The 19,923-nt window shown below is 55.2% G+C and carries 15 protein-coding genes; 2 read left to right on the forward strand and 13 right to left on the reverse strand.

What is annotated here, in order from left to right; genetic code table 11:
* Positions 1-85: 85 nt before the first annotated feature.
* From FC18_RS01665 to FC18_RS01695, 7 genes are all read right to left on the reverse strand, one after another.
* Positions 86-1,933: a GGDEF domain-containing protein gene (locus FC18_RS01665; protein ID WP_054678877.1), complete on the reverse strand. Its 1,848-nt coding sequence runs from the start codon at positions 1,931-1,933 to the stop codon at positions 86-88.
* 458 nt (positions 1,934-2,391) lie between these two features.
* On the reverse strand, positions 2,392-4,230 hold the full coding sequence (locus FC18_RS01670; RefSeq protein ID WP_054678880.1) for a sensor domain-containing diguanylate cyclase: 1,839 nt from the start codon (positions 4,228-4,230) through the stop codon (positions 2,392-2,394).
* A 133-nt stretch (positions 4,231-4,363) separates the two neighbouring features.
* Complete coding sequence (locus tag FC18_RS01675) at positions 4,364-4,837, reverse strand: S-ribosylhomocysteine lyase (protein WP_054678884.1); 474 nt, start codon at positions 4,835-4,837, stop codon at positions 4,364-4,366.
* Between the two features lie 97 nt (positions 4,838-4,934).
* Complete coding sequence (locus tag FC18_RS01680) at positions 4,935-5,789, reverse strand: MetQ/NlpA family ABC transporter substrate-binding protein (RefSeq protein WP_054678886.1); 855 nt, start codon at positions 5,787-5,789, stop codon at positions 4,935-4,937.
* A 22-nt stretch (positions 5,790-5,811) separates the two neighbouring features.
* Positions 5,812-6,954, reverse strand: coding sequence for a 5-methyltetrahydropteroyltriglutamate--homocysteine S-methyltransferase (locus FC18_RS01685; RefSeq protein WP_054678889.1), 1,143 nt, complete (start codon positions 6,952-6,954; stop codon positions 5,812-5,814).
* A 388-nt stretch (positions 6,955-7,342) separates the two neighbouring features.
* A complete protein-coding gene (locus tag FC18_RS01690; protein WP_056975352.1) occupies positions 7,343-8,956 on the reverse strand; it encodes a PH domain-containing protein in 1,614 nt (537 codons plus the stop codon).
* Positions 8,943-9,416: a PH domain-containing protein gene (locus tag FC18_RS01695; RefSeq protein WP_054678896.1), complete on the reverse strand. Its 474-nt coding sequence runs from the start codon at positions 9,414-9,416 to the stop codon at positions 8,943-8,945. Before FC18_RS01695 ends, FC18_RS01690 begins: the two co-directional genes overlap by 14 nt.
* A gap of 289 nt (positions 9,417-9,705) precedes the next feature.
* On the opposite strand from FC18_RS01695, the gene FC18_RS01700 reads away from it, so the two are divergent.
* Positions 9,706-10,698, forward strand: coding sequence for a ketopantoate reductase family protein (locus tag FC18_RS01700; protein ID WP_054678899.1), 993 nt, complete (start codon positions 9,706-9,708; stop codon positions 10,696-10,698).
* A 91-nt stretch (positions 10,699-10,789) separates the two neighbouring features.
* The gene (locus FC18_RS01705) at positions 10,790-11,446 is read left to right on the forward strand and encodes a hypothetical protein (protein WP_054678902.1); all 657 of its coding nucleotides are present in this window, start codon (positions 10,790-10,792) and stop codon (positions 11,444-11,446) included.
* A 90-nt stretch (positions 11,447-11,536) separates the two neighbouring features.
* On the opposite strand, the gene FC18_RS01710 is transcribed toward FC18_RS01705, so the two are convergent.
* From FC18_RS01710 to FC18_RS01735, 6 genes are all read right to left on the reverse strand, one after another.
* Entirely contained in the window at positions 11,537-12,175 is a 639-nt protein-coding gene (locus FC18_RS01710) for an SDR family oxidoreductase (protein ID WP_056975353.1), read from the reverse strand.
* A 152-nt stretch (positions 12,176-12,327) separates the two neighbouring features.
* Positions 12,328-13,716, reverse strand: coding sequence for a branched-chain amino acid transport system II carrier protein (brnQ, locus tag FC18_RS01715; protein ID WP_056975354.1), 1,389 nt, complete (start codon positions 13,714-13,716; stop codon positions 12,328-12,330).
* A 507-nt stretch (positions 13,717-14,223) separates the two neighbouring features.
* Positions 14,224-15,441 (reverse strand): MFS transporter, encoded by a 1,218-nt coding sequence (locus tag FC18_RS01720; RefSeq protein WP_225353722.1) that lies wholly within the window; start codon positions 15,439-15,441, stop codon positions 14,224-14,226.
* Positions 15,442-15,549: 108 nt separating this feature from the next.
* The gene (locus FC18_RS01725) at positions 15,550-16,125 is read right to left on the reverse strand and encodes a TetR/AcrR family transcriptional regulator C-terminal domain-containing protein (RefSeq protein WP_054678910.1); all 576 of its coding nucleotides are present in this window, start codon (positions 16,123-16,125) and stop codon (positions 15,550-15,552) included.
* 146 nt (positions 16,126-16,271) lie between these two features.
* Positions 16,272-17,450, reverse strand: coding sequence for a cation:proton antiporter (locus FC18_RS01730; RefSeq protein WP_054678913.1), 1,179 nt, complete (start codon positions 17,448-17,450; stop codon positions 16,272-16,274).
* Between the two features lie 1,080 nt (positions 17,451-18,530).
* Complete coding sequence (locus tag FC18_RS01735; RefSeq protein ID WP_054678983.1) at positions 18,531-19,745, reverse strand: MFS transporter; 1,215 nt, start codon at positions 19,743-19,745, stop codon at positions 18,531-18,533.
* Between the last annotated feature and the right edge of the window lie 178 nt (positions 19,746-19,923).

Raw genomic sequence — 19,923 nt, forward strand, 5'->3', positions numbered from 1 at the left:
GAAGGACGAACTCCAAATGATAAATTTACTATTCAACACCGTTTGACATAGTTCCCAAATGTCTGGCCCTCTTGTTCACGCTAATTTACTTGCAATCTGTCGGTAGTCCCGGTTTGCTGAAGAAGTAACCTTGAACGAGGCTGATGTCCTCATCGCGGGCAAACTGCACTTCCGCGGCATTTTCAACCCCTTCAAGAACGAACTCGAGGTTGTTGGCTTTGGCAATGCCGACCCAAAAATCAACGCGTTCGCGCAACTGCTGGTCATCGTTGGTCTGGCGCAGGTTCTGCATGGCGAACTTCACGCCATCGACATACGGCAGCAGGCCGCGGACGAGTTCATAGCTGTTGTCACTCCCGACGTCATCGATATCAATCCGCACGCCACTTGCGCGGTAGATTGGGGTGATATTGCGCATCGTAGCTACATCAGGCACGTCCGTGATTTCGACGGTCAGCTCCGCCAGGTCGTGGGTGCTCGCCTTGAAATTCGTCAGGGCCGTCGCCACCGTCTGATCCACGAACTGTGCGAGCGTCAGGTTGATGGCCACCCGCTTCGTGCCGGAATTCGCCAGCACGCGCTCAATCAAGTTGATCTGGGTTTCCACCGAAATATCAAAGCGGTCCGGCAATTGCCACCGGTCCTCGACGTTGTCATACATCCGCAGCAACAATTCGCTCCGGTGCCGCGCATTGTCCGGTGTCGTGATGTCGACGATTCCCTGAGTGAAGAACGTGTAGGTCGCCACAAGCTCTTGCTGCGTCCGGCTATGCATCGTCACCCCTTCGATTGTGATCGTGTCGCGGCCCGCATGCTTACTCTGGAACAGATTGTCGTCAGCCCGCTTATAGGTGTCGTCAATGCTGCGGTCGTCGCTATGCATCGCGGTCACGCCCATCGAGAGGGTAACCGCCACGTCAACGTCCTCGTAATGGTAGCGATGTTTGCGCACCGTCGCCCAGCATTCCTTAAGCAGTGGCAGCGCCGTTTCGGGGTCTTGTCCGGGAAGAGCAATGTTAAATTCTTCGCCGCCGGTGCGGAAAATTTGGGCGCAATTGCCGTACTTATCCAGCACTTCACTGAGAGTCGTGGCCACCCCAATTAGCACCGCATTGCCCGCCAAGTGGCCATAGTGGTCGTTAACCTGTTTGAAATGGTCAATGTCCAATGACACCAGCGTTAGGGGCGCGTTAGTCTGCTGCGCGTGGGTGAACATTTCGGTGAGTTCCTGCTGGTAAGCCGTGTACGTCGCCGCATTGGTGAGTTGGTCGTAACTAGCCAGCTTGCGCATGTGGGCATTCGCGCGGTTTTCGCGGCTTTGACTAATCCAGAACAGGCACGTGAAGGTGTTCATGAACAGGAACATAATTACCGCCTGCCAGGCCACCGCTTGCGTGACGTGTACGCCCACCGACGCGCTCGGCAAGCTAAACCAGAACGAAGTAGCAATGATTACGGCAAACAAGAAGTTCCACCACACATTAAAGCGCAGTTGCTGCTGAAACTTACGCGCCGCGATAATAATCCCCGCCAGAATCGCGAAGGAGATCAGCGTCTGGGGCGCAGTCAGGTTGCCCGCATGGTGGGCCACCCAGATTTCAATCAAGCCCAGTGCCCGAATGGCGAACTCGCCGAGAGTAATTTCACCGTCCAGCAGCGGGAAGGCCACGACGAAGAGTCCGACGTTATGGTACATCATTGAACTGCCCGAAATGGTATAGCCGCCAAAATGCAGAACGTTCCCGATTCCAAGCGCCAGAATTATTAAGTAAATCCGGTACCAGCGCCGTTGCCCCAGCGTCGCGTCGGTACTGCGGAAGGCCCGGTGCCAAACATGTTGATAGTAGGTCACAAAACCAGAGATATAGAAGCAAGCGAACACCAGCTGCACAAGTAGTGCTGGTGTCGCCAAAGCACGGATACTCATTTCCATATATTTTATATTTCCCCAAGGTGCGGCAAAGTGCCGCGATTAAACCACATACACATCCCGTTATGTCAAAATAACTTAGCAAATTATACATCAAGTGGTTAATGGATGAAAGGATAACGTGTGTTTCCATTAGACGTGGCTACACCTACCCATCGCCGCAAATTGCGCGTTTAATGCGCAGACAGAATCAATTTATGCGTACGTCGATAATATTTTTGGCTGGTAATTCGCTAAAACAGGCCGAAATAGAAGCTAAGTCATCACCAGCTTTCAATAACACGTTTTCACGCAACGTCGTTGTAGCCGTAAAGCCTGCTTAGTGGTGATTCAGGACATATTTGGGGGCTGCAGCTTGGGATTACAGTTATTTTGGCCGGCCAGCCCGGCCCTATTCCCTAACTTTCGCCTGCAAACCCAAAAAAGCGGGGAACCCGAACGATGGCTTCCCCGCACAAAAATTAATTTAGCTGTGGTAAGGCTGGTTTGCTGAAGTAGTAGCCCTGAATATACTTGATGCCCAGGCTGCGGGCGAAGTCAACCTCCGCACTGGTTTCGACCCCTTCCAGGACGAAATCCAGCTGCTGCCTTTGCGCCACGTCGGCCCAGAATTCAATGCGCTTCTGGAGTTGCGCGGGCGTGTTCGTTTTGCGCAGATTCTGCATGGCGAACTTCACGCCGTCGACGTACGGCAGCAGGTGTGCCACCAGCTCGTAACTGTTGTCACTGCCGACATCGTCAATATCAATGCGCACGCCCGCCACCCGGTAAATCGCGGTAATCTGGCGTGTGATCATGATGTCCGGTACGTCCGTAATCTCCACCGTCAGCGCAGTCAAATCTGGCGTGTTGCGGACGAAATCGGTAATCGCCATGGCCACCGTAACGTCGGTAAACTGCGCGAGCGTCATGTTAATGGCTAGCCGCTTAACCCGCGTATTCTGCAGCACCTGCTGCAGCAGCTCAATCTGGGTATCAACGGAAATGTCGAACCGCTGGGGCACAACCCACCGCAGGTAACCATGATCGAACATCCGCAGCAGCAATTCGCTACGGTAGTGCCTGTCTGCATCCGTGATGTCCACGATGGACTGGGCGAAGAACGTGTAACTGACAACGTCTGCGGTCTGTGCGTGCACCTGCTGCGTCTGTCCATCAACCGTCACGGTGTCGCAGCCGGCCCGCTTACTCAGGTACAAATTATCATCGGCCCGCTTGTAGGTGTAATCAATATTTTTGTCGTCAGGCTGAACCTCAGTCACCCCCATCGACATCGTCACGTGCGCCGCAACGTCTTGATACGTATACGTTGCGTTGCGCACGCCCGTCAAGCAATCACTGATGACCGTGTGCACATCTATAGGGGCGGCACCAGGGAAGGCGATGTTGAACTCTTCACCGCCAGTGCGCGACAAGTGGTACGTTTGCCCCGCCGCATCCAGCACTTGTGTCAGCGTATTCGCCACGCCAATCAGCACCGCGTTCCCGGCCAGGTGCCCGTACTGCTCGTTGACCTGCCGGAAATGATCCACGTCCAAAGACACCATCGTCAGCGGCGTCTTAGCGGTTTGGGCCTGCGTGAACAGCGCAGTCATTTCGTCCTTGTACGCCGCGTACGTCTTGGCGTTCGTCAGTTCGTCATAGCGCGCCAGCTTCAGCATCGCCGCCTGCTCCGTGCGCTCTTGCATCTGGTGCTGCCAATACCAAGTGGTGTAAATGTTGAGGAAACTAATCGTTACAAACGCGCGTAATACGATGAACCACGGCAGGTGCATCCCCATCGTCTGCGGCGCCAGGGTGCACCAAAAAGCGGCCGTCAAAATGAGCATCACCGCATAACTCAGGAAGATGTTGACCCGAATTTGTTGCCGAAAACGCCGCACTAGGTAGAACATCAGCAGTAAGACTGCATACGACACCAGCGCGCGCCCGCTCGTGCGGTTGGGCCAGTGATACAGCAACCAGAAGGCGGTCAGGCTGACACAGCGTGCACCGTACTCCCAGTTATTAATTCCTTCATCGATAAGCGGCACCAGTAACACGAAGAACCCCACGGTGTGGTAGATACCGGCATTCCCGGTCACGGCCACGCCACCGAACGCCATGATGCTGGCGATCAATAACGGGAGGATGATGGAGAATACGCGAATTAGCCACGCCGAACGAACACTCCGGTCTGAGTTCAGTGCCCGCGTTGCCATGTGCTGGTAGTACGCGTCGAACCCCGCCACGAAGAAGAAGCTAAACATAATCTGCAGGAACCATTCGTGATTCGAGACAAAGACACTGCCAAATGTCATGTGTTCTCCCCCCAAATTGCGCATTAGTTAATTAATATAATACTATCACATCCCCCTTTTTTCGCCAGACCACCTGGGGACAAAAACAGCCAAGCATTGCCTGCAGACGGCAACGCTTGGCTGTTAACATTACTTAGATGACGTGGCGTTCGAATGGCTGGTCAGAGATACCCTCTTCCAGAATCTTCTTGCTCCATTCCTTGGCGGAGAACAGGCTGTGGTCGCGGTAGTTCCCGCAGCTGTACTTGTCGGTACCCTGAACATCCTTCCATTCAATGTCGTTCGCAATGGCATCAAGGGAACTCTTGAGGGCCTTAGCGACTTCGGTGGTGCTGTGCTCGCCCCAGGTGATGAGGTGGAACCCGGTACGGCAGCCGAATGGGGAGCAGTCAATCACACCGGTGAGCCGGTCGCGGAGAAGACCCGCCAGCAGGTGCTCGATGGTGTGCAATCCAGCAGTCGGAATGGCGTTCTCGTTTGGCTGCACCAGACGCAGGTCGAAGTTACTAATCTTGTCGCCCTTTGCGCCTTCTTCAACGGTAATAAGGCGAACGTATGGTGCCTTAACCTTCGTGTGATCCAATGTGAAACTTTCAACTTTTGCCATAATAATTGCTTCCTTTCGTAATGCCTAACTTCGTTCCCACGCCAGCGCGGGAACATATCTTCTTTATTGTAACGCGATTCGCCGCAAAATTGCGGGATTACTTCTCAAGGTAATTCAGCGGCTTCTTCACTTCGACCTTGGTGCCGCCGAATTCCTTCTTAATCCACTTCTGAATCGCAGGGTCCCGGTACAACTTGACCAGCTTCTTGTAGGTCTTGTTGTTCTTCTGCTTCGCCGTTGTGGCGAGGATGTTGATGTTATCCTTGGTGGAGTCATCCGCCTTTTCGTAGTAGATGGAATCCTTGAGCACGTTGAGCTTAGCTTCCAGCGCGATGGTGTTACTAATCAACACGGCATCGAAGTCATCGAGGAACCGGGCCGCGGAGTCTTCGTTAATTTCCTTAATCTGCACGTGCTTCGGGTTGCTCGTGATGTCGCGGGTCGTCCCGAACGTGTCGAAGCCCTTCTTGAGCTTGATGATGCCGGCTTTTTGCAGCAGGAGCAGTTCACGCGCCCCGTTAGCCGGGTTGCTGGAAATCCCGATGGTTGCCTTGTCCGGCAGGGACTTGATTGACTTGTACTTGTTGGAGTAAATCCCAACTGGCTCCAGGTAGGTCGTGCCGAGCGCCGCAATCTTTTTACCCTTAGTTTCCTTGTTGTACGCGAGGAAGAAGGCGTAGGACTGGAACGCGTTGACGTCGATGTCGCCATTGGCTGTTTCGTCGTTCAGCTGCTTACCCACGGTCACTTCCTTGACGTCTAGCTTGAGGCCCAGCTTCTTGGCTTGCGGCGTCTTGGCGATGTGCACCCAGGTCTGGTAGTCAGAACCAATCCCGCCAACCGTGACGGTGGTGAGTTTGCTGCTAGTCGTGCTCTTGCCGCATGCGGCGAGGCCGACGACGCTGCCGATTGCCGCCAGACTGAGTGCGATTGTTTTAGTCCATTTCTTCATCATGAATTCCCCCATAATTAACTTAATCCGTCGTACCTTCTGGGCCCCAGACCTCTTCGGCAATCGACTTCACCAGTGCGAGCTTAGCGAACTGCTCGCTTTCGTTTAAAATATTGCCTTCTTCCGTTGAGGCAAACCCGCACTGCGGTGACAAACACAACTTGTCCAGCGGGTGGTACTGTGCGGCTTCGTGGATGCGATCGATGATGTGCTGCCGGTCTTCCAGCTGCGGGAACTTGCTGGTAATCAGCCCCAGCACCACGTATTTGTCATCTGGCACCTGGGTCAACGGCTCGAACCCCCCCGCTCGCTCGGTGTCGTATTCGAGGTAGAAGGCGTGGTAGTTCGAGTCGGTGAACAGCGGTCGGGCAATCGGGTCGTATGCGCCCTTGCCCGCCCAGTCACTGTGGAAGTTGCCGCGGCAGACGTGCGTGTTAATGATGAGGTCCGCCGGCCACCCATCCGTTACCCGGTTGTTAAGGGCCGAATATTCGCTCGCCGTTGCCTGCAACTGCGCCGGCGTCAGGCGGAACGAGGTCACGGACGTGTCAAGTGCCCCCGCCAGCGTCCCCCAGGTACAGTCATCCAGCTGCAAGTTCCGCAGCCCCGCACGGTAGAGGTCAGAAATCACGAGCCGGTATGCGGCAACGATGTCATCCAGGAATTCCGGCCGTGTATCGTAGTAGCGGTTCACCGTCCGCTGGTTATTCGGTCGGTCGAGTTCAAATAGCAGCTGCGCGGGTGCCGGAATGGTTTGCTTCACGACCACGCCCGCCGGCACGTGCTTAGCCATGAACTTGAAGTGCTCCACGAACGGATGGTTGTGCCCATCAAGCTTGCCCACTAGTTGCACCGAATCCGGCTTGGTCAACCAGGCGTGAAACTGCTCACCGCCCCCGCCGCCCTGTGCGTGCTCAGCGCCATTGAGCCCCCAGAAGAAATCCAGGTGCCAGTATGACCGGCGGAACTCACCATCGGACACGGACTTGTATCCCGCCGCCACCTGTTTGAAGATGAGCGTTTTAATCGCGTCGTCCTCCACGGTGGTCAGCGCCGCCCGGTCGATCTTGCCCGCCGCAAAATCACTGCGCGCCTGCTTTAAGAATTCCGGCCGGAGGAAACTCCCCACGGTGTCGTAACGAAATGGTGTATTGTGTGTGGACATCTCGCTACCCCCTAACTCAAATTTGGTAAATGCTGTGCTAAACAAAAAAATCTCGTCCCCCAGCAATGTCGAAAAACATTACTGAGGGACGAGATTGTCGTGTTACCACCCTGCTTCGCGGAAATATTCCGCCTCATCAGCACGCGGATTACTCCGGATGCCTAGCAAGATATCGGTTGCGCCCGGGTGCTTGGCGTGAACCTCGCACCTGCTGTTTGGAGCTCATTCTCCTACCGTGGTTACTGCCCGTTTGCACCAAAGCCGGGCTCTCTGTGAGTAACATTAGGTATTCTCTTCTCCGCAAAGCACGTTCATTTACTTGATTGCCATTATCTTAATCTTTTAATCATGTTCGGTCAAGGGGTGAATTGAAGTTTTGCAGCCGCACCTACTCCGCCGCCGTGCGGTGAACCAACGCGGCCGGGCCGAGATACCAAGCGTAAACGCTGCGGCCCACCGCTTCCGGCACGTACCGCAGGGTGATGGACTCGTCGCCATTGCCCTTGCGCACGTGGACCTCAACATGCACCAGGTGCGTCTTCGCCATCCACCAACTCTGGTGAATATCGACCGACTGCACGTGGTTGCGGGCGACCGCAAAATCGCTGCGGACGAACATCGAACCCGTGGTCATGAACAAAATTTTGTCGCTAATCGCAAACCCGCGGGCGTGGCTGGCAAAAAAGCCGAAGCCGATGCACAGTAGCGGCCATAAGAACGCAATCGCGCCCAGCCAGTGGAAGAAGTACGTCAAAGCAAGTGCCACAAGGAATGGGAACCAGATGGCATTCCGGATCATGGCAAAGGTGCCGGTGGTGAACTGCTGCAGTGCCGGTTGGGTGCTGGGCAGCCAGGCGACCACCCGGTGTAGCCGCGCCCACACGTCACTCGCTGGCAGCATCGGGTAGAGCACGAGGTCGTTATCTTCATCCGCTTTGCCAACCGCTGAGGCCAGAATCACCTGCGCCGTGCCCTTCTTCAGGAGGCCACGTATGATATTTTGCTGGAACCGCACCGCCTGAATCCGGCGCGCGGGCGCAGCAATGTGGTTCGTCTGGAACAAGCCTTTTTCCGTCGTGACCGTTTCACCATCGAAGTGAATAGTGAAGTGCCAGTACCGGGCCAGGGTCATAAATAGCGAAATCAGGATGCCGGCGCCGAACACACTAGCAACGGCAACCACCAGCAAATAAACGGGCAGGTGACTCACGTGACTCTCCAGCCAGTGCTCGAGCCACGGAACACGATCCAAATAGGATAGGCCCGACAGCAACAACAAAATGGTCGAAATAAACCCGAGCGACGTGAAGGCAAACGCGAGTAGTTCCTTAATATCCAGCGTGTGCGCATACGTCTGGGCAAGCTTGGTCACGGGCCGTTCGTGCTGCCGGTTTAGTGCAGCCTGCAGTGCGGCGAAGGTCGCGTCGCTATCCGCCATGGCGGCACCACTATCATCATGCGCGGCAGCCGTTGCGGTTTGCTGCATCAGGTGCGCGGCCGTATCTGCGGTCAGGTGCTGGGCGGCTTGCTGACGCGCCTTCAGTTCATTCACCAGGCTCTGCGGCACGGCATCCAGCTTCACTTCAGGTTCATCCCCCGCGTGCGCCGCAGTCTCAACTGTGAGCGTTGCCACCTTGAACGGCTTGTAGAAGAACCACTGGCTGTTCTGGACGGTCTGGATGTTCGCGTAGTTGATGTGCAACATTTTGCGCCGGAACACACCGCTGCGCAGGATGAACGCAGTGTCCGTCAAGGCGTACTTGGTGGTGAAATATTTGGGCACGGCTACACACAAGACAATCACGAGCCCGATGACCATGAATAACAAAAACAGCCACAGGATGTGCTGGGGATTTTGCATGAGGTCATGAATATCCTTTAAGTTCACCAGCACGAGAGCGATGGTCACGCGGATAATATACCGCAGCGCAAAGATCACCAGCATGAGCGGGCTTTGCCGGTGCCAATCGTAGGCTGCGTCATCTAATCTAGAATTCTTCATCCTGCACCTCAATAGCCCGGCGCATGATGCGTTCACGCAGCTGCACGGCAACTTCCGGTTCCACCCCTTCGATGTCGTGTTCAGTGGCGGCCGTGGCGATTACCACCTGCTCCAGCTTCTGCCACTGCATCAAGGGACCAGCCTCCAGCGTCACGTTTTGAATCCGGGCAATCGGGATGGCAATGCGCTCCTTAAAGAGGAACCCCGAACTCATTTCTACCGCCGTGTCCGTGATTCGGTAACCCGAAAAGGCGTAACGGTACGGCACCAAGATCAGTTCGACAATGACCCACACGATTGTCAGGCCCACGCCAACCAGTGCTAGCCACAGCGGCCAGTGCCAAAACAGGTGCGGCAATGTCAGCAGCGCGCTCAAGATTAGCCCAAAGACCAGTGAACCCACCGCACTTAGCCGCCAGATAGTCTTAATCCGGGTCGGCAACTTCTGTGTATCGTTCATGCTTATTCCTCCACAACACTTGCTTAAATATGTAAACCCACTCCGCAGTTTAGTGTCGCAAACAACCAGTCGGCGTTCATCAAACTTTAGACTGATTTTATAAGAATTTCTAATGGCGCGCGTCAGCCCAACCGCATCTGGGCCGCGCCGAACCAGCGATTTAATCACCAAAAATAAAATTAGCACAACATTAAATTAGTTATTGACATTCAGTGAGACAAATCTCATAATAATCGCAACACATATTATTTTTGCCACTAACATTACCTACCATAAGGAGAATATACATATGCATTATACAGTTTTGGGTGCCGGCGCAATGGGTTTGCGTTACGGCGTTTTGCTTCAGGAACATGCTGGCGCCACGGTGGACTTCGTGGATACCTGGCAGCCGCAGGTCGACACGTGCCGCGCGCAAGGCGGGGTCTACGTTTCCCGCGACGGACAGAACAAACACCTGGTGCCGATTAACATCTTCACCCCCGAAGAGTACACGGGGACGCCGGACGCCTACATCATCTTCTGCAAGCAGATGGGCCTGGCCGAAATGCTCGAACGTTCCGCCCACTTCTTCAAGCCCAATCAGTACGCGATCACCTGCATGAACGGGATGGGCCATATCGAGAAGATCAATCAGTACTTCCCCGCTGAGCACGTGCTCGGGGGGACCGCGCTGGTCGCAACCGTCTTGAACGGAGCCGGCGACGTGGACTTCATCGGCCAGCCGGGCGCCGGCACGATGAACATCTGCCCCGAAACCGAAAAGCCAGACGCAATGACCCCCAAGTTCTTGGCCGACCTCACTGCCGCCCACTTGAACCCGAACCTGACCGACAACTTCCTGGGCACGCTCATGGCCAAGGTGACCTTCAACTCCGTGGTGAACACCCTGTGCACCATGTACCAGATTCGCATGGGTGAATTCATCGCCGCCCCAACGGCCGAGAAGCTGTCCAAACAGCTCATCGAGGAAGCCTACTCCGCATGTGAAGCGGCCGGCATTCAGTTGCTCAACAGTCGCGAGGAGGAATGGGAGAGCATCGTGCACGTGAGCGCGGTGGCCAACCCCCTGCACTTCCCATCAATGTACCAGGACTTCTCGAAGAACCGGCCAACCGAAGTCGACTACATCAACGGCTTCATTTACGACCTTGGCCACAAGCACGGCTACGAGGCCAAGACCCATGACTTCTTGCGCAACCTCGTCCACCTGGCGGAATTCTCCAAGACCTTCGACGTTGCGGCCTTCACCGACGAAGTGCACGCACGCGCAGCTAAATAGCAATTAACCTAAACTGAGGGCGACCGTGTATATACGGCCGCCCTCTTTGTTGGTATTATTTAATTAAACAATTCGGGGGGAGGTGTTTGGTATGGCGATTGGATTCATCGTTGTGGGCGCGTTATTATTTTTGGGTTGCGCCCTGGAACTTATCCTCGCATGGCGCATGCACCTGCCGCAAATGGCCAAACACCGCCTCCGCGTGAGTGCCGTCGTTAGTTTCGTCATGGCTGTGGCCGCCTTGGGCACCGGCAAGCTCAACAGCTACTATGGCCAGCAGCTGCGCGCCATTGAGTCCGCCCGCGCGGCCGCCGCCACCACCCGCGCCAGTGACATGATGGACACCGTGTTCACCGACACCATGAATACCTTCGCCAGCAACATTATGAGTTTGAACAACGAAACCCAGAAGCTCAACGCTAAGTTTCAAGCTGCAGCCACGGCCCGCCCCGGTGCCTCCGTCATGGTCGGCGGTCTCCACTACACCGACGCAACGCGCGCCGTCCGGGCGGTCATCCGCAGTGAAAACAAGCTGGTCAACCAAATCGTCCAGACTGACGCCAACCTCAACACCAACTACGCCACGATGGTCCAGAACCTAACGGATAACTCGCGTGCCCAGTTCGGCACCATGCGTACCCGCTTGAACGCGGCCAACCAACTGACCAAGCTCATGTTGCACTACCACGGCAACTGGCAAAACAACCAGCACCTGTACACAAACTACAGTAACGCCCTATTCTATTAACCACGCAAAAGCGGCAACGGAGTGCACGAAGCACGCCGCTGCCGCTTTTTTGACCATCAGCTGACCATGCTGAAGCTGGTAATTAATTGTTTAGTAGAATGAAGGCTTGGCCCCATCCGTGTTGGGCTGGTTAACCCCCAGTGATTCGCGGACGTGCTTAGCCGGCGTTGCCACAATCTTGGTCACCAAATCCGCAATGCTCTTGCGGGAAACCTCGGTGCCCTTGAAGGCATCACCCTTTTGCGTCAGTTCGTAGTCGACCACGTTCTTGTTGCTGAGCCAGGCCGGCCGAATGATGGTGTAGTCAAGGTCAGAGTCCTCAATCGTCTTGGCCGCAGCTGCGTACGTCTCCAGGTAGCCGCCGTCGAGTTGCTGGTGGTTCCACTTGCCGAATGCCCCGGGCACCTCATCGTAAATCCCGAGCGTGGAAATCCACACAAGCCGCTTCACACCCGCCTGATCCATCGCGGTAACAACGGCCTTTGCTTCGGCCTCAATGTTGCCCGCCAGGTTCGCGTACACAATGTCCTGGCCCTTAAGCGCTGCGGTGAGGTCCGCCACGTTTGCCGCATCCCCGTCAACGATGGTTTCCCGGTCTGCATCGGTCGCCGTAATCCGATTTGCACGGCGCAGGAACAACGTCAAGTGCGCATCCGTATCGCTGAGCAGCTGCTTAGTTGCGAGCCGGGCAATCTGCCCATGGGCCCCTAAAATTAAAACATTAGTCATTTTTATCCGCCCCTTCATGCATTGCTACTTCTTATTTACAAGTACATTATAGCTGCTACCCCGGATGGCAACCCGGACACCACGCCCCCCGCTGTCCGGGTTCTGCGACTAAAAAAGACAGGCATCACGCCTGTCTTTTCGAATCTCAAACTTTAATCGAGTTCTGGTGCACTTTCGCCCGCCTTAATGGTGCGGCCTGAAAGCTTGGTGATGATGAAGCCGGCGATGAGGCCGATTGCCATGAACGGTACGAAGTCCATGCCGATGCTAAACCACGGAATGTAGGCCGTTGCGAAGTTGTTGATGGCCTTGAAGAATGCGAGGTTAGCGAAGATTGGGGGCAAGGAGTGAATTGCGTCGAGCACTGCGGGAATGGCGGTCATCCAGATGGTTGCCTTGTAGATGATTGGCTGCTTGCCGATGATTGGGTGCATAATGCCCATGAGAATCAGTCCAATTGCTAGTGGGTACAGCAGCATCAGCACTGGTGTGGAGTACGCGATAATCTGGTCGAGACCGAAGTTGGCAATCCCGAAGCCGCCGATGCAGGTGAAGATCAGGAACTTACTGAAGCCAATCTTCGGAAACCGTTTGCCCAGGTCCTGGGAGAATGACGTCACCAGCCCGATAGACGTGGTCAGGCAGGCGATAATGGCCATGGCGGCGAGGATAGAAGTCCCGATGATCCCGGTGTAGTGGTTCATGATGGCGGAGAATGCGGGACCCCCGTTTTCGGTTGTCTTGGTGAAGGTGGTGGAAATCGCGCCGAGGGCAATCATCAGGATGTAGATGATGGCTTCAACCCCCATCGCAATCCCCCCGATTTTGGCAACGTCCTTGGAACGTTCAGACGTCTTCGTCACCCCGAAGAAGCGGAGTGCGGTCACGATGGTTACCCCGAAGCCGAGACCGGCGAGCGCGTCCATCGTGTTGTAGCCCTGCAGGAACCCATTGACCATGTTGGCGCCACCAGCGTTCATGGCGCCAATTTTGCCAAGTGCCGCACCGTCACCCTTGATGATGAAGGCGGTCGCGAACACGATAACCAGGAGAATCAGCAGCAAGGGGTTCAGCAGCTTGCCCACGTAACTCGCCATCTTGGACTGGTTCCGCGACAGCGCGTAGGTGATGGCGAAGAAGATTGCGGAGTACGCGAGCAGCGCGATGGCCTGGTCCTTCTTGGCGATGAAGGGAATAATCCCGAGTTCAAAGGAAACGGTCGCCGTGCGGGGCGAAGAAATCAGCAGGCCGAGACTGGCGTGCGTGCAGATTAGGAAGAAGAGCGCGAAACCTTTGCCGACCGGCCGCGCCAAGTGGTACATACTGTCGGACTTAGTCATCGAGATGGCCAGAATGGAAAGCAATGGCAGGCAGATGGCGGAGAGCAGGAAGCCAAACGCGGCTGGAGCCCAGTTACCACCGGAAATTTGGCCGAGGTGAATGGGGAAAATCAGGTTGCCGGCCCCGAAGAAGAGACCAAAGAGCATGGAACCAAGGGTAATCAACTGTTTACGGGATAATTTCTGTTTTGTGTTTTCCATAGGGATGTTCCTCCGAATTATGTCACCGCGATAAGCTCGCTGAAAATGAATCAATCGACAAGACGTATGTGTTGGCGGGCGGGCCGTCGCCCCGCGCCATAAAAAAACGCCCTTAGCAATTCTATTAATTGCTAAGGGCGTTATCAGCGCGTACCACCTTAATTCACAACACCGTCACCGATATTGTCTCTGCAGGTACGGCCGGCTCCGGAAACCAGCGATACCCTTGCACTGTAATGTGTGCGCACATCCGTCACTTCCACAGGTCGCAACGGAAACTTGTAGTCTACTTTCACCGGCTTAATGCCACCGCTTCACACTTACCGCGGCTCCCTGAGGCACCTGACCGACTACTCTTACTACGCTTCGTCTTTGTCATTTTGATGATGGGATTAATATAGATTAAAAACAGATGGCCGTCAATAGCTTTTCTTCACTTTTTTGCAATCGAATTTTTAGGAAGCGGAACCATTGCCGTTATTTTAAGCTTTTGCCGCCGTGAAAAAATTACCGCGTGCCCCGGCGCAAACTGGGCTCGGTGAACCACAAAATGATCAGGTTAATGAGCAGCAACAAGGCCGTGGACATGAACACCGCGTTGTAGCCGAAGTACCCGGCCACCGCGCCGCCCCATAGCGCACCGAACATGCTGCCAAGCGCCTGGGCGGACTGGTTCCAGGCAAAAATCGAGGAGAGCGCGTCGTGTGGCGAGTTCTTCGTCAGCAGGGTTTGGATTGTCGGGAACAATGCGGCGTCGGAAATCCCGACCAAAAACCGCAATACGCCGAGCACAATCAGGCTGGCGAAGAAGCCCTGGGGCAGGTAGACGAGCACCGCGAACAGGTAGCCCATGAGCAGCACGCGCCCAGAACCGTGGCGGTCACCGTATTGGCCAAGCCGCGGCGCCGCCATGATGTTCGAAATCCCGGGCAGGGCCGAGATGACCCCGGCGATGACCGTGATGGCACCATGGCCGTGCATCAGCTGCTTCACGTAGAGGCTGATGATGGGGAAAATCGACGAATTCCCGAGCTGGACGATTAACGTCGATAGCAGCAGCACCATGATGAGTCGCGGATTTGCGAACTGCTTCAAGAAGCTGCCGGATTGCTTGGTGACTGGCGCCTTGGTCTTGTCTGGGTGTACCGATTCTTTGACCAGCGAGATTGACAGTACGGCCACCAGGAGCAGCAAGCCGCCAGTGATGAAGAAGGTCTGGCGAATCGAGAACACGTGGGCCAGCAAGCCGCCGAGTACGGGCCCGACCAGCACCCCAGAAGTGGAGCCGGTCATGAGCGTACCGAGCAGACGCCCACTCTTTTCCCGCGGCACCTGCGCCGCTACCAGTGCCTGGGCGTTTGGAATGTACCCCGAGAAGGCCCCAATGGCTGCGCGCGCCAGGAACAACAGCCAGACGCTGTGCACGAACCCAGTCAGGATGTAGACAATCGCCATCCCCCCAGCCGTGTAGAACAGGATGGGCCGGTGCCCCCGCTTGCCCGCAAGCCGGCCCCACACAGGCGCGAGGAAGGCGGTGACCAAGAACGTCACGGCGTAGATAATCCCGCTATAAAAATTCAGGTTCTTCTGCGAATAGTTGCCCAATTGCGCGATGAACAGGGACAAGAACGGCCCCACTTCACTGAACGCAATCCCGGCAACAAACGTGCAACCCCAGAGCACGTATAGATTCCGCCGCCAAACCGGCTGCGCATCGTTTTGCATATGTATTTCCCCCATTATGCGTCTCGGTTAGGCGCAAGCAAAAACCACCACCATACACGCTGATGCTGTGCACAGTGATGGCTCTTCAGTAACGTATTCAATGCCCATCTAGGCAATCGACTGGTACTCGTTGATGCGGCGCCGCCGAAGCAGCAGGCCGTTAATCTGGTCCTCAATAAACGTGCGCAAGAATTCATTTTCCTGCTGCGCGGTGCGTGGGTTCAGCGCCATCATCCACCGCTGCAATTCTGCCATCACGCCGTCCGCCAGCAGCTCACGCATGAACTGGCAGTACTGGCCGCCGATGGTTACCTGTTCTTCGCGGCTCAGGCTGAGCAGGCCGCTGCAAATGATGTTCTTGAAGCAGTCGCGCACAACCGCTGCCGGCGCGTTCTGGCCTTCAACTGCCAGAATATCCCGGTAGAAGCGGCGATTGTTATCGAAGTAGGACACGAGCGCCTTGAGCACCGCCGTCCAGTTACCAGCTTGGACGTGGCCGGTAACGCCGTGGGCCTCGTTCTCGTAGATCCACGCAACAACATCGTACTTGTCCTTGAAGTGGTCGTAAAAAGTCTGCCGCCGCAAGTGGGCCGCGCTCATAATCGTGGTCACCGTGACGGCCGCAAAGCCCTTCTGTTCAACTAGTTGTTTCGTTGCATCCGCAATTGCGTTTTGTGTATCCATCCGCATTCACCTCATTTCAGAGTAGCCGGACCGGTAACAATCATCCGTGTCGCCGCTACTCACTCAAGTTCTCGAACACCTACATTTTATCTTTTTATTCTAATTTAGTCTAGCATATCACTAACTAAAAGGAAGTGCAATGCACCCTAATTCTGCTCGAGGTTACCAGATAGCGCCGTGCGCCCGCCATTAAGTGCGTGCTTAAGCATGAACGGTGCAATCAAGGTGACGAGGATGATGACCAAAATAATGTCGGAGTAGTAGGCACTGGCGAGCAGGTGCGCCGAAAAACCAATCTGGGCCGTAATCAGCGCCATTTCGCCCCGCGAGATCATGCCGGCCCCGATGATGTAATTACTGCGACCGGTGAAGCCACTGAGCCGGCCGCCGATGCCGCAGCCAAGCAGCTTGGTCAGTACCCCGAGGATGGTCATCACCACCACAAACAGCAGTGAATCCCGCAACCCGCTGAAGGTGACATTCAGGCCCACACTAACGAAGAAAACCGGAATGAACACCGCGTAGCCAATCGGTTCGATGCTGGCGGCGGCTTGCTGCTTCCAGCCTGTCTGGGCCACCGCCACGCCGGCGAAGAAGGCGCCCACCGCGCCACTTAGACTGACGTAATCGGCGAGCCAAGCCATGGCGAAACAGATGACCAGCGACATGATGATGGGACTGGCCGTCATCAGGATTTTGTCACTCAGCATCAGTAGCACTGGCGCAATCCAGCGGGTCAGGGCGTAGCAGACGGCAAAGAAGGCGACCTGTTCTAACAGCGTCAGCCACAGCGGTGTTTCCGCACCCGCCTCCGCGGTGCCCATGAAGGCAATCATGATGCTGAGCAGGATGACGCCGATGATGTCATCCGCAACGGCCGCGCCCAAGATGGTCGCCCCTTCACGCGTGCTGAGGGCCCCATATTCCTTCAGCACCTCCACCGAGATGGAGACCGAGGTGGCGGAGAAGATTACGCCGATGAAAATGGCCTCAAACCAGTTGAAGCCAAACAAATGGCTGGTGAGCCCAATCAGCACAACCGGGGCAATCACCCCCGACACCGCCACGATGATGGCCGGCCGCAAATAGCGTTTGAGCAGCCCCAAGTCACTTTCAAGACCACCCAAAAACATCAAGACAATCACCCCGATGTCCGAAAACGTGCTGATGAGACTGCTGCCGTGAATGAAGCCAAGTGCCGCCGGACCAACCAGAATGCCCACCAGGATTTCGGCCACCACGGCGGGCAACCCGAAGCGCCGCGCAAAGTGGCCAGCAAGTGTGGTGGTGATAAGCAAGAACGCAAGCGCCCCAACAAAATTCATATGTACCCCTCCTTAAAAAAAGAAGCGTCGGCCTTGTTCCCGACGCTACTGCTAAATTATTATGTACCGCGAATCGTCGCGGTGACGGTGGCACGGCCGCTAAGTGCTGGCCTGTCCCGTACAACTATGTGTGGTCGCATTTGCGCCCCATATGTGTCCGTCACCGCTTCGTTAAGTAGTGATCGGGTTTAGTGCTCGTATGTGATTGATATGTCTTGCTGGTGGTTGCCGGAGTTGCTATCTACTCACTCGCGCCTGCCCGCCGTTGCTACTTGTCAGCACGTGCCTCACTTCCTTCCAATGTTGATTCCAGGTGCATGGCTGTCACCTGGATTGATGAGAAACAGGGGTAACGAAAAGCCCCTACACCAGTAAAACTGGCATAGGGGCTCATCGCGGTACCACCCTATGAACGCAATCCTCACGAACTACGCCTCGGCTTGTTGCGGCGACGACGACTACCCGCCCCAACAAATGCACGCTACTGGGTGCTACCAGGCGGCACCCTACTGCCAGACAGAATCGCCTGCCTCGCCTCAGTTTGTGCCGCACACTCCCGGATTACCTTCAATTACCCGCCGTGTTGCATTCGCAGTCCCAGCAACTCCCTGAAATCAACGTGGCAATCTACTCTTCCGTTCAACGTGTATCTCTTATTTGTTTCTCATAGTCTCTAATATAGTTTCAGTGCGTGTAAAAGTCAACTATATCGTTAAAACTAATCAGACATAATTTCATTTTTGGATATTAGGCGACGGCTAACCAAAAATCTAGGTCGTATCAAATAAAACTCATTATCACTAAAGCTGCTGCGATAACAGCCAAAAAAACTGCGCGTCCTTTATGTGTACCACCATAAAGTAATGTTGCACTGTATATAACCAAAGCAGCTCCGGCAAAAGCCATCATTCGTCTCATTTTCCGTACCACGCTCCTGCCTTACTATTAAGTGACCAATACACACTTCAAGTATAGCCGCTCGAATTATGCCCAATGATTCCAGTAGCCTATGTTAACAGTTTCTTAAATAAAAAAAGCCCCCACACAAGGCAGAGACCTAATTGAACACTCGTATTCAAATTAGCCGTTTCGCCGCAGTGAAGGTTCCACAAACCACAGAATGATGAAGTTCAGCAGCAACATGCAGGCGGTGGAAATGAAGACGACGTTGTAGTCGAACGCACCGGCCAGCGCCCCGCCGAGGAACGCACCGAACATGTTCCCGAGGGCTTGGAAAGATTGGTTCCAGGAGAAAATGGCGCTGGTTGCGGAAACAGGTGAGTTCTTCGTCAGCAGGGTCTGAATCGTTGGGAACAGTGCCCCGTCGGAAACCCCGACCATGAACCGCAGCACCCCGAGGGCAACGATGCTGCCGACGAAGCCTTGCGGGAAGTACACGAGCACGGCGAAGAGGTACCCACCGATGAGCACCTTCCCGGAGCCGTGGGTATCTCCGTACCGCCCAAGTCGCGGTGCCATCAGGATGTTAGAAATCCCGGGCAGTGCGGCAATCACGCCGGCAACCACGGTGATCGGACCGCGATAGTGCATGAGTTCACGGACGTACAGACTGATGATTGGCGAAATCGACGCGTTCCCGAGTTGGACAATCAGCGTGGAGCACAGCAGCACGATAATCAGCTTCGGGTTGTCGAATTGCTTGAGCAGACTCTGCCGCTTCTCCCCCTTCGGCCGCACAACAGGTTCGAAGTATTCTTGCACGAGCACCGCCGAGAGCACACACGTCAGCATGAGCAGGGCCGCGGTGATGAAGAAGGTGTTACGAATCGAGAAGACTTGCGCGAGCAGGCCACCGATAATCGGGCCCATCAGCATCCCCGAGGTTGAGCCGGTCACAAGGGTTCCGAGCGCCCGGCCACTGTAGCGCCGCGGCGTTTGGGACGCAACCAGTGCTTGGGCATTAGAGATGAAACCGGCGAAGAGACCTTGCAGCGCACGGAAGCCAATCAGCATCCAGACATTGGTTGCCAGGCCCATGAGGAACATCGACAGCGCCGTCCCTGCTGATGCCCGTAGTAACATCACTTTGCGGCCTTTCCGATCCGCCAGCGCACCCCAGATTGGCGACACGATGGCGGTCACCAGGAACGTGGCCGCGTAAACGAGTCCGGAGTAGAAGGAAACTTCCTGCTTGTTGAAGTTCCCGAGCTGGCCCACATACAGCGACATGAACGGCATAATTTCACTGAACGCAATCCCAGCAACGAAGGTACAGCCCCACAGTATGTATAAATTCCGTTTCCATGGTCCCTGTTCCCGTTGTGCGTCATCCACACTGGTCATCTTCCTTCTATATAATAGTAAGTTATGTCAAAAAAATATTATCGCACTCTTCCAGACTAAAGTTAAGCCGGCGCCATTGGTCAAGCCGTCATGGAGAGGTTTCCAGTCGTGCCCGGTCAGCCAAACTGCGTGCCAAAGATGCTGCTCAATTGCCAGTCTAACAATTTGG

Origin of the sequence: Lacticaseibacillus sharpeae JCM 1186 = DSM 20505 (genome assembly GCF_001436225.1) — a bacterium.
In the GTDB taxonomy this organism is placed as follows: Bacteria; Bacillota; Bacilli; order Lactobacillales; family Lactobacillaceae; genus Lacticaseibacillus; species Lacticaseibacillus sharpeae.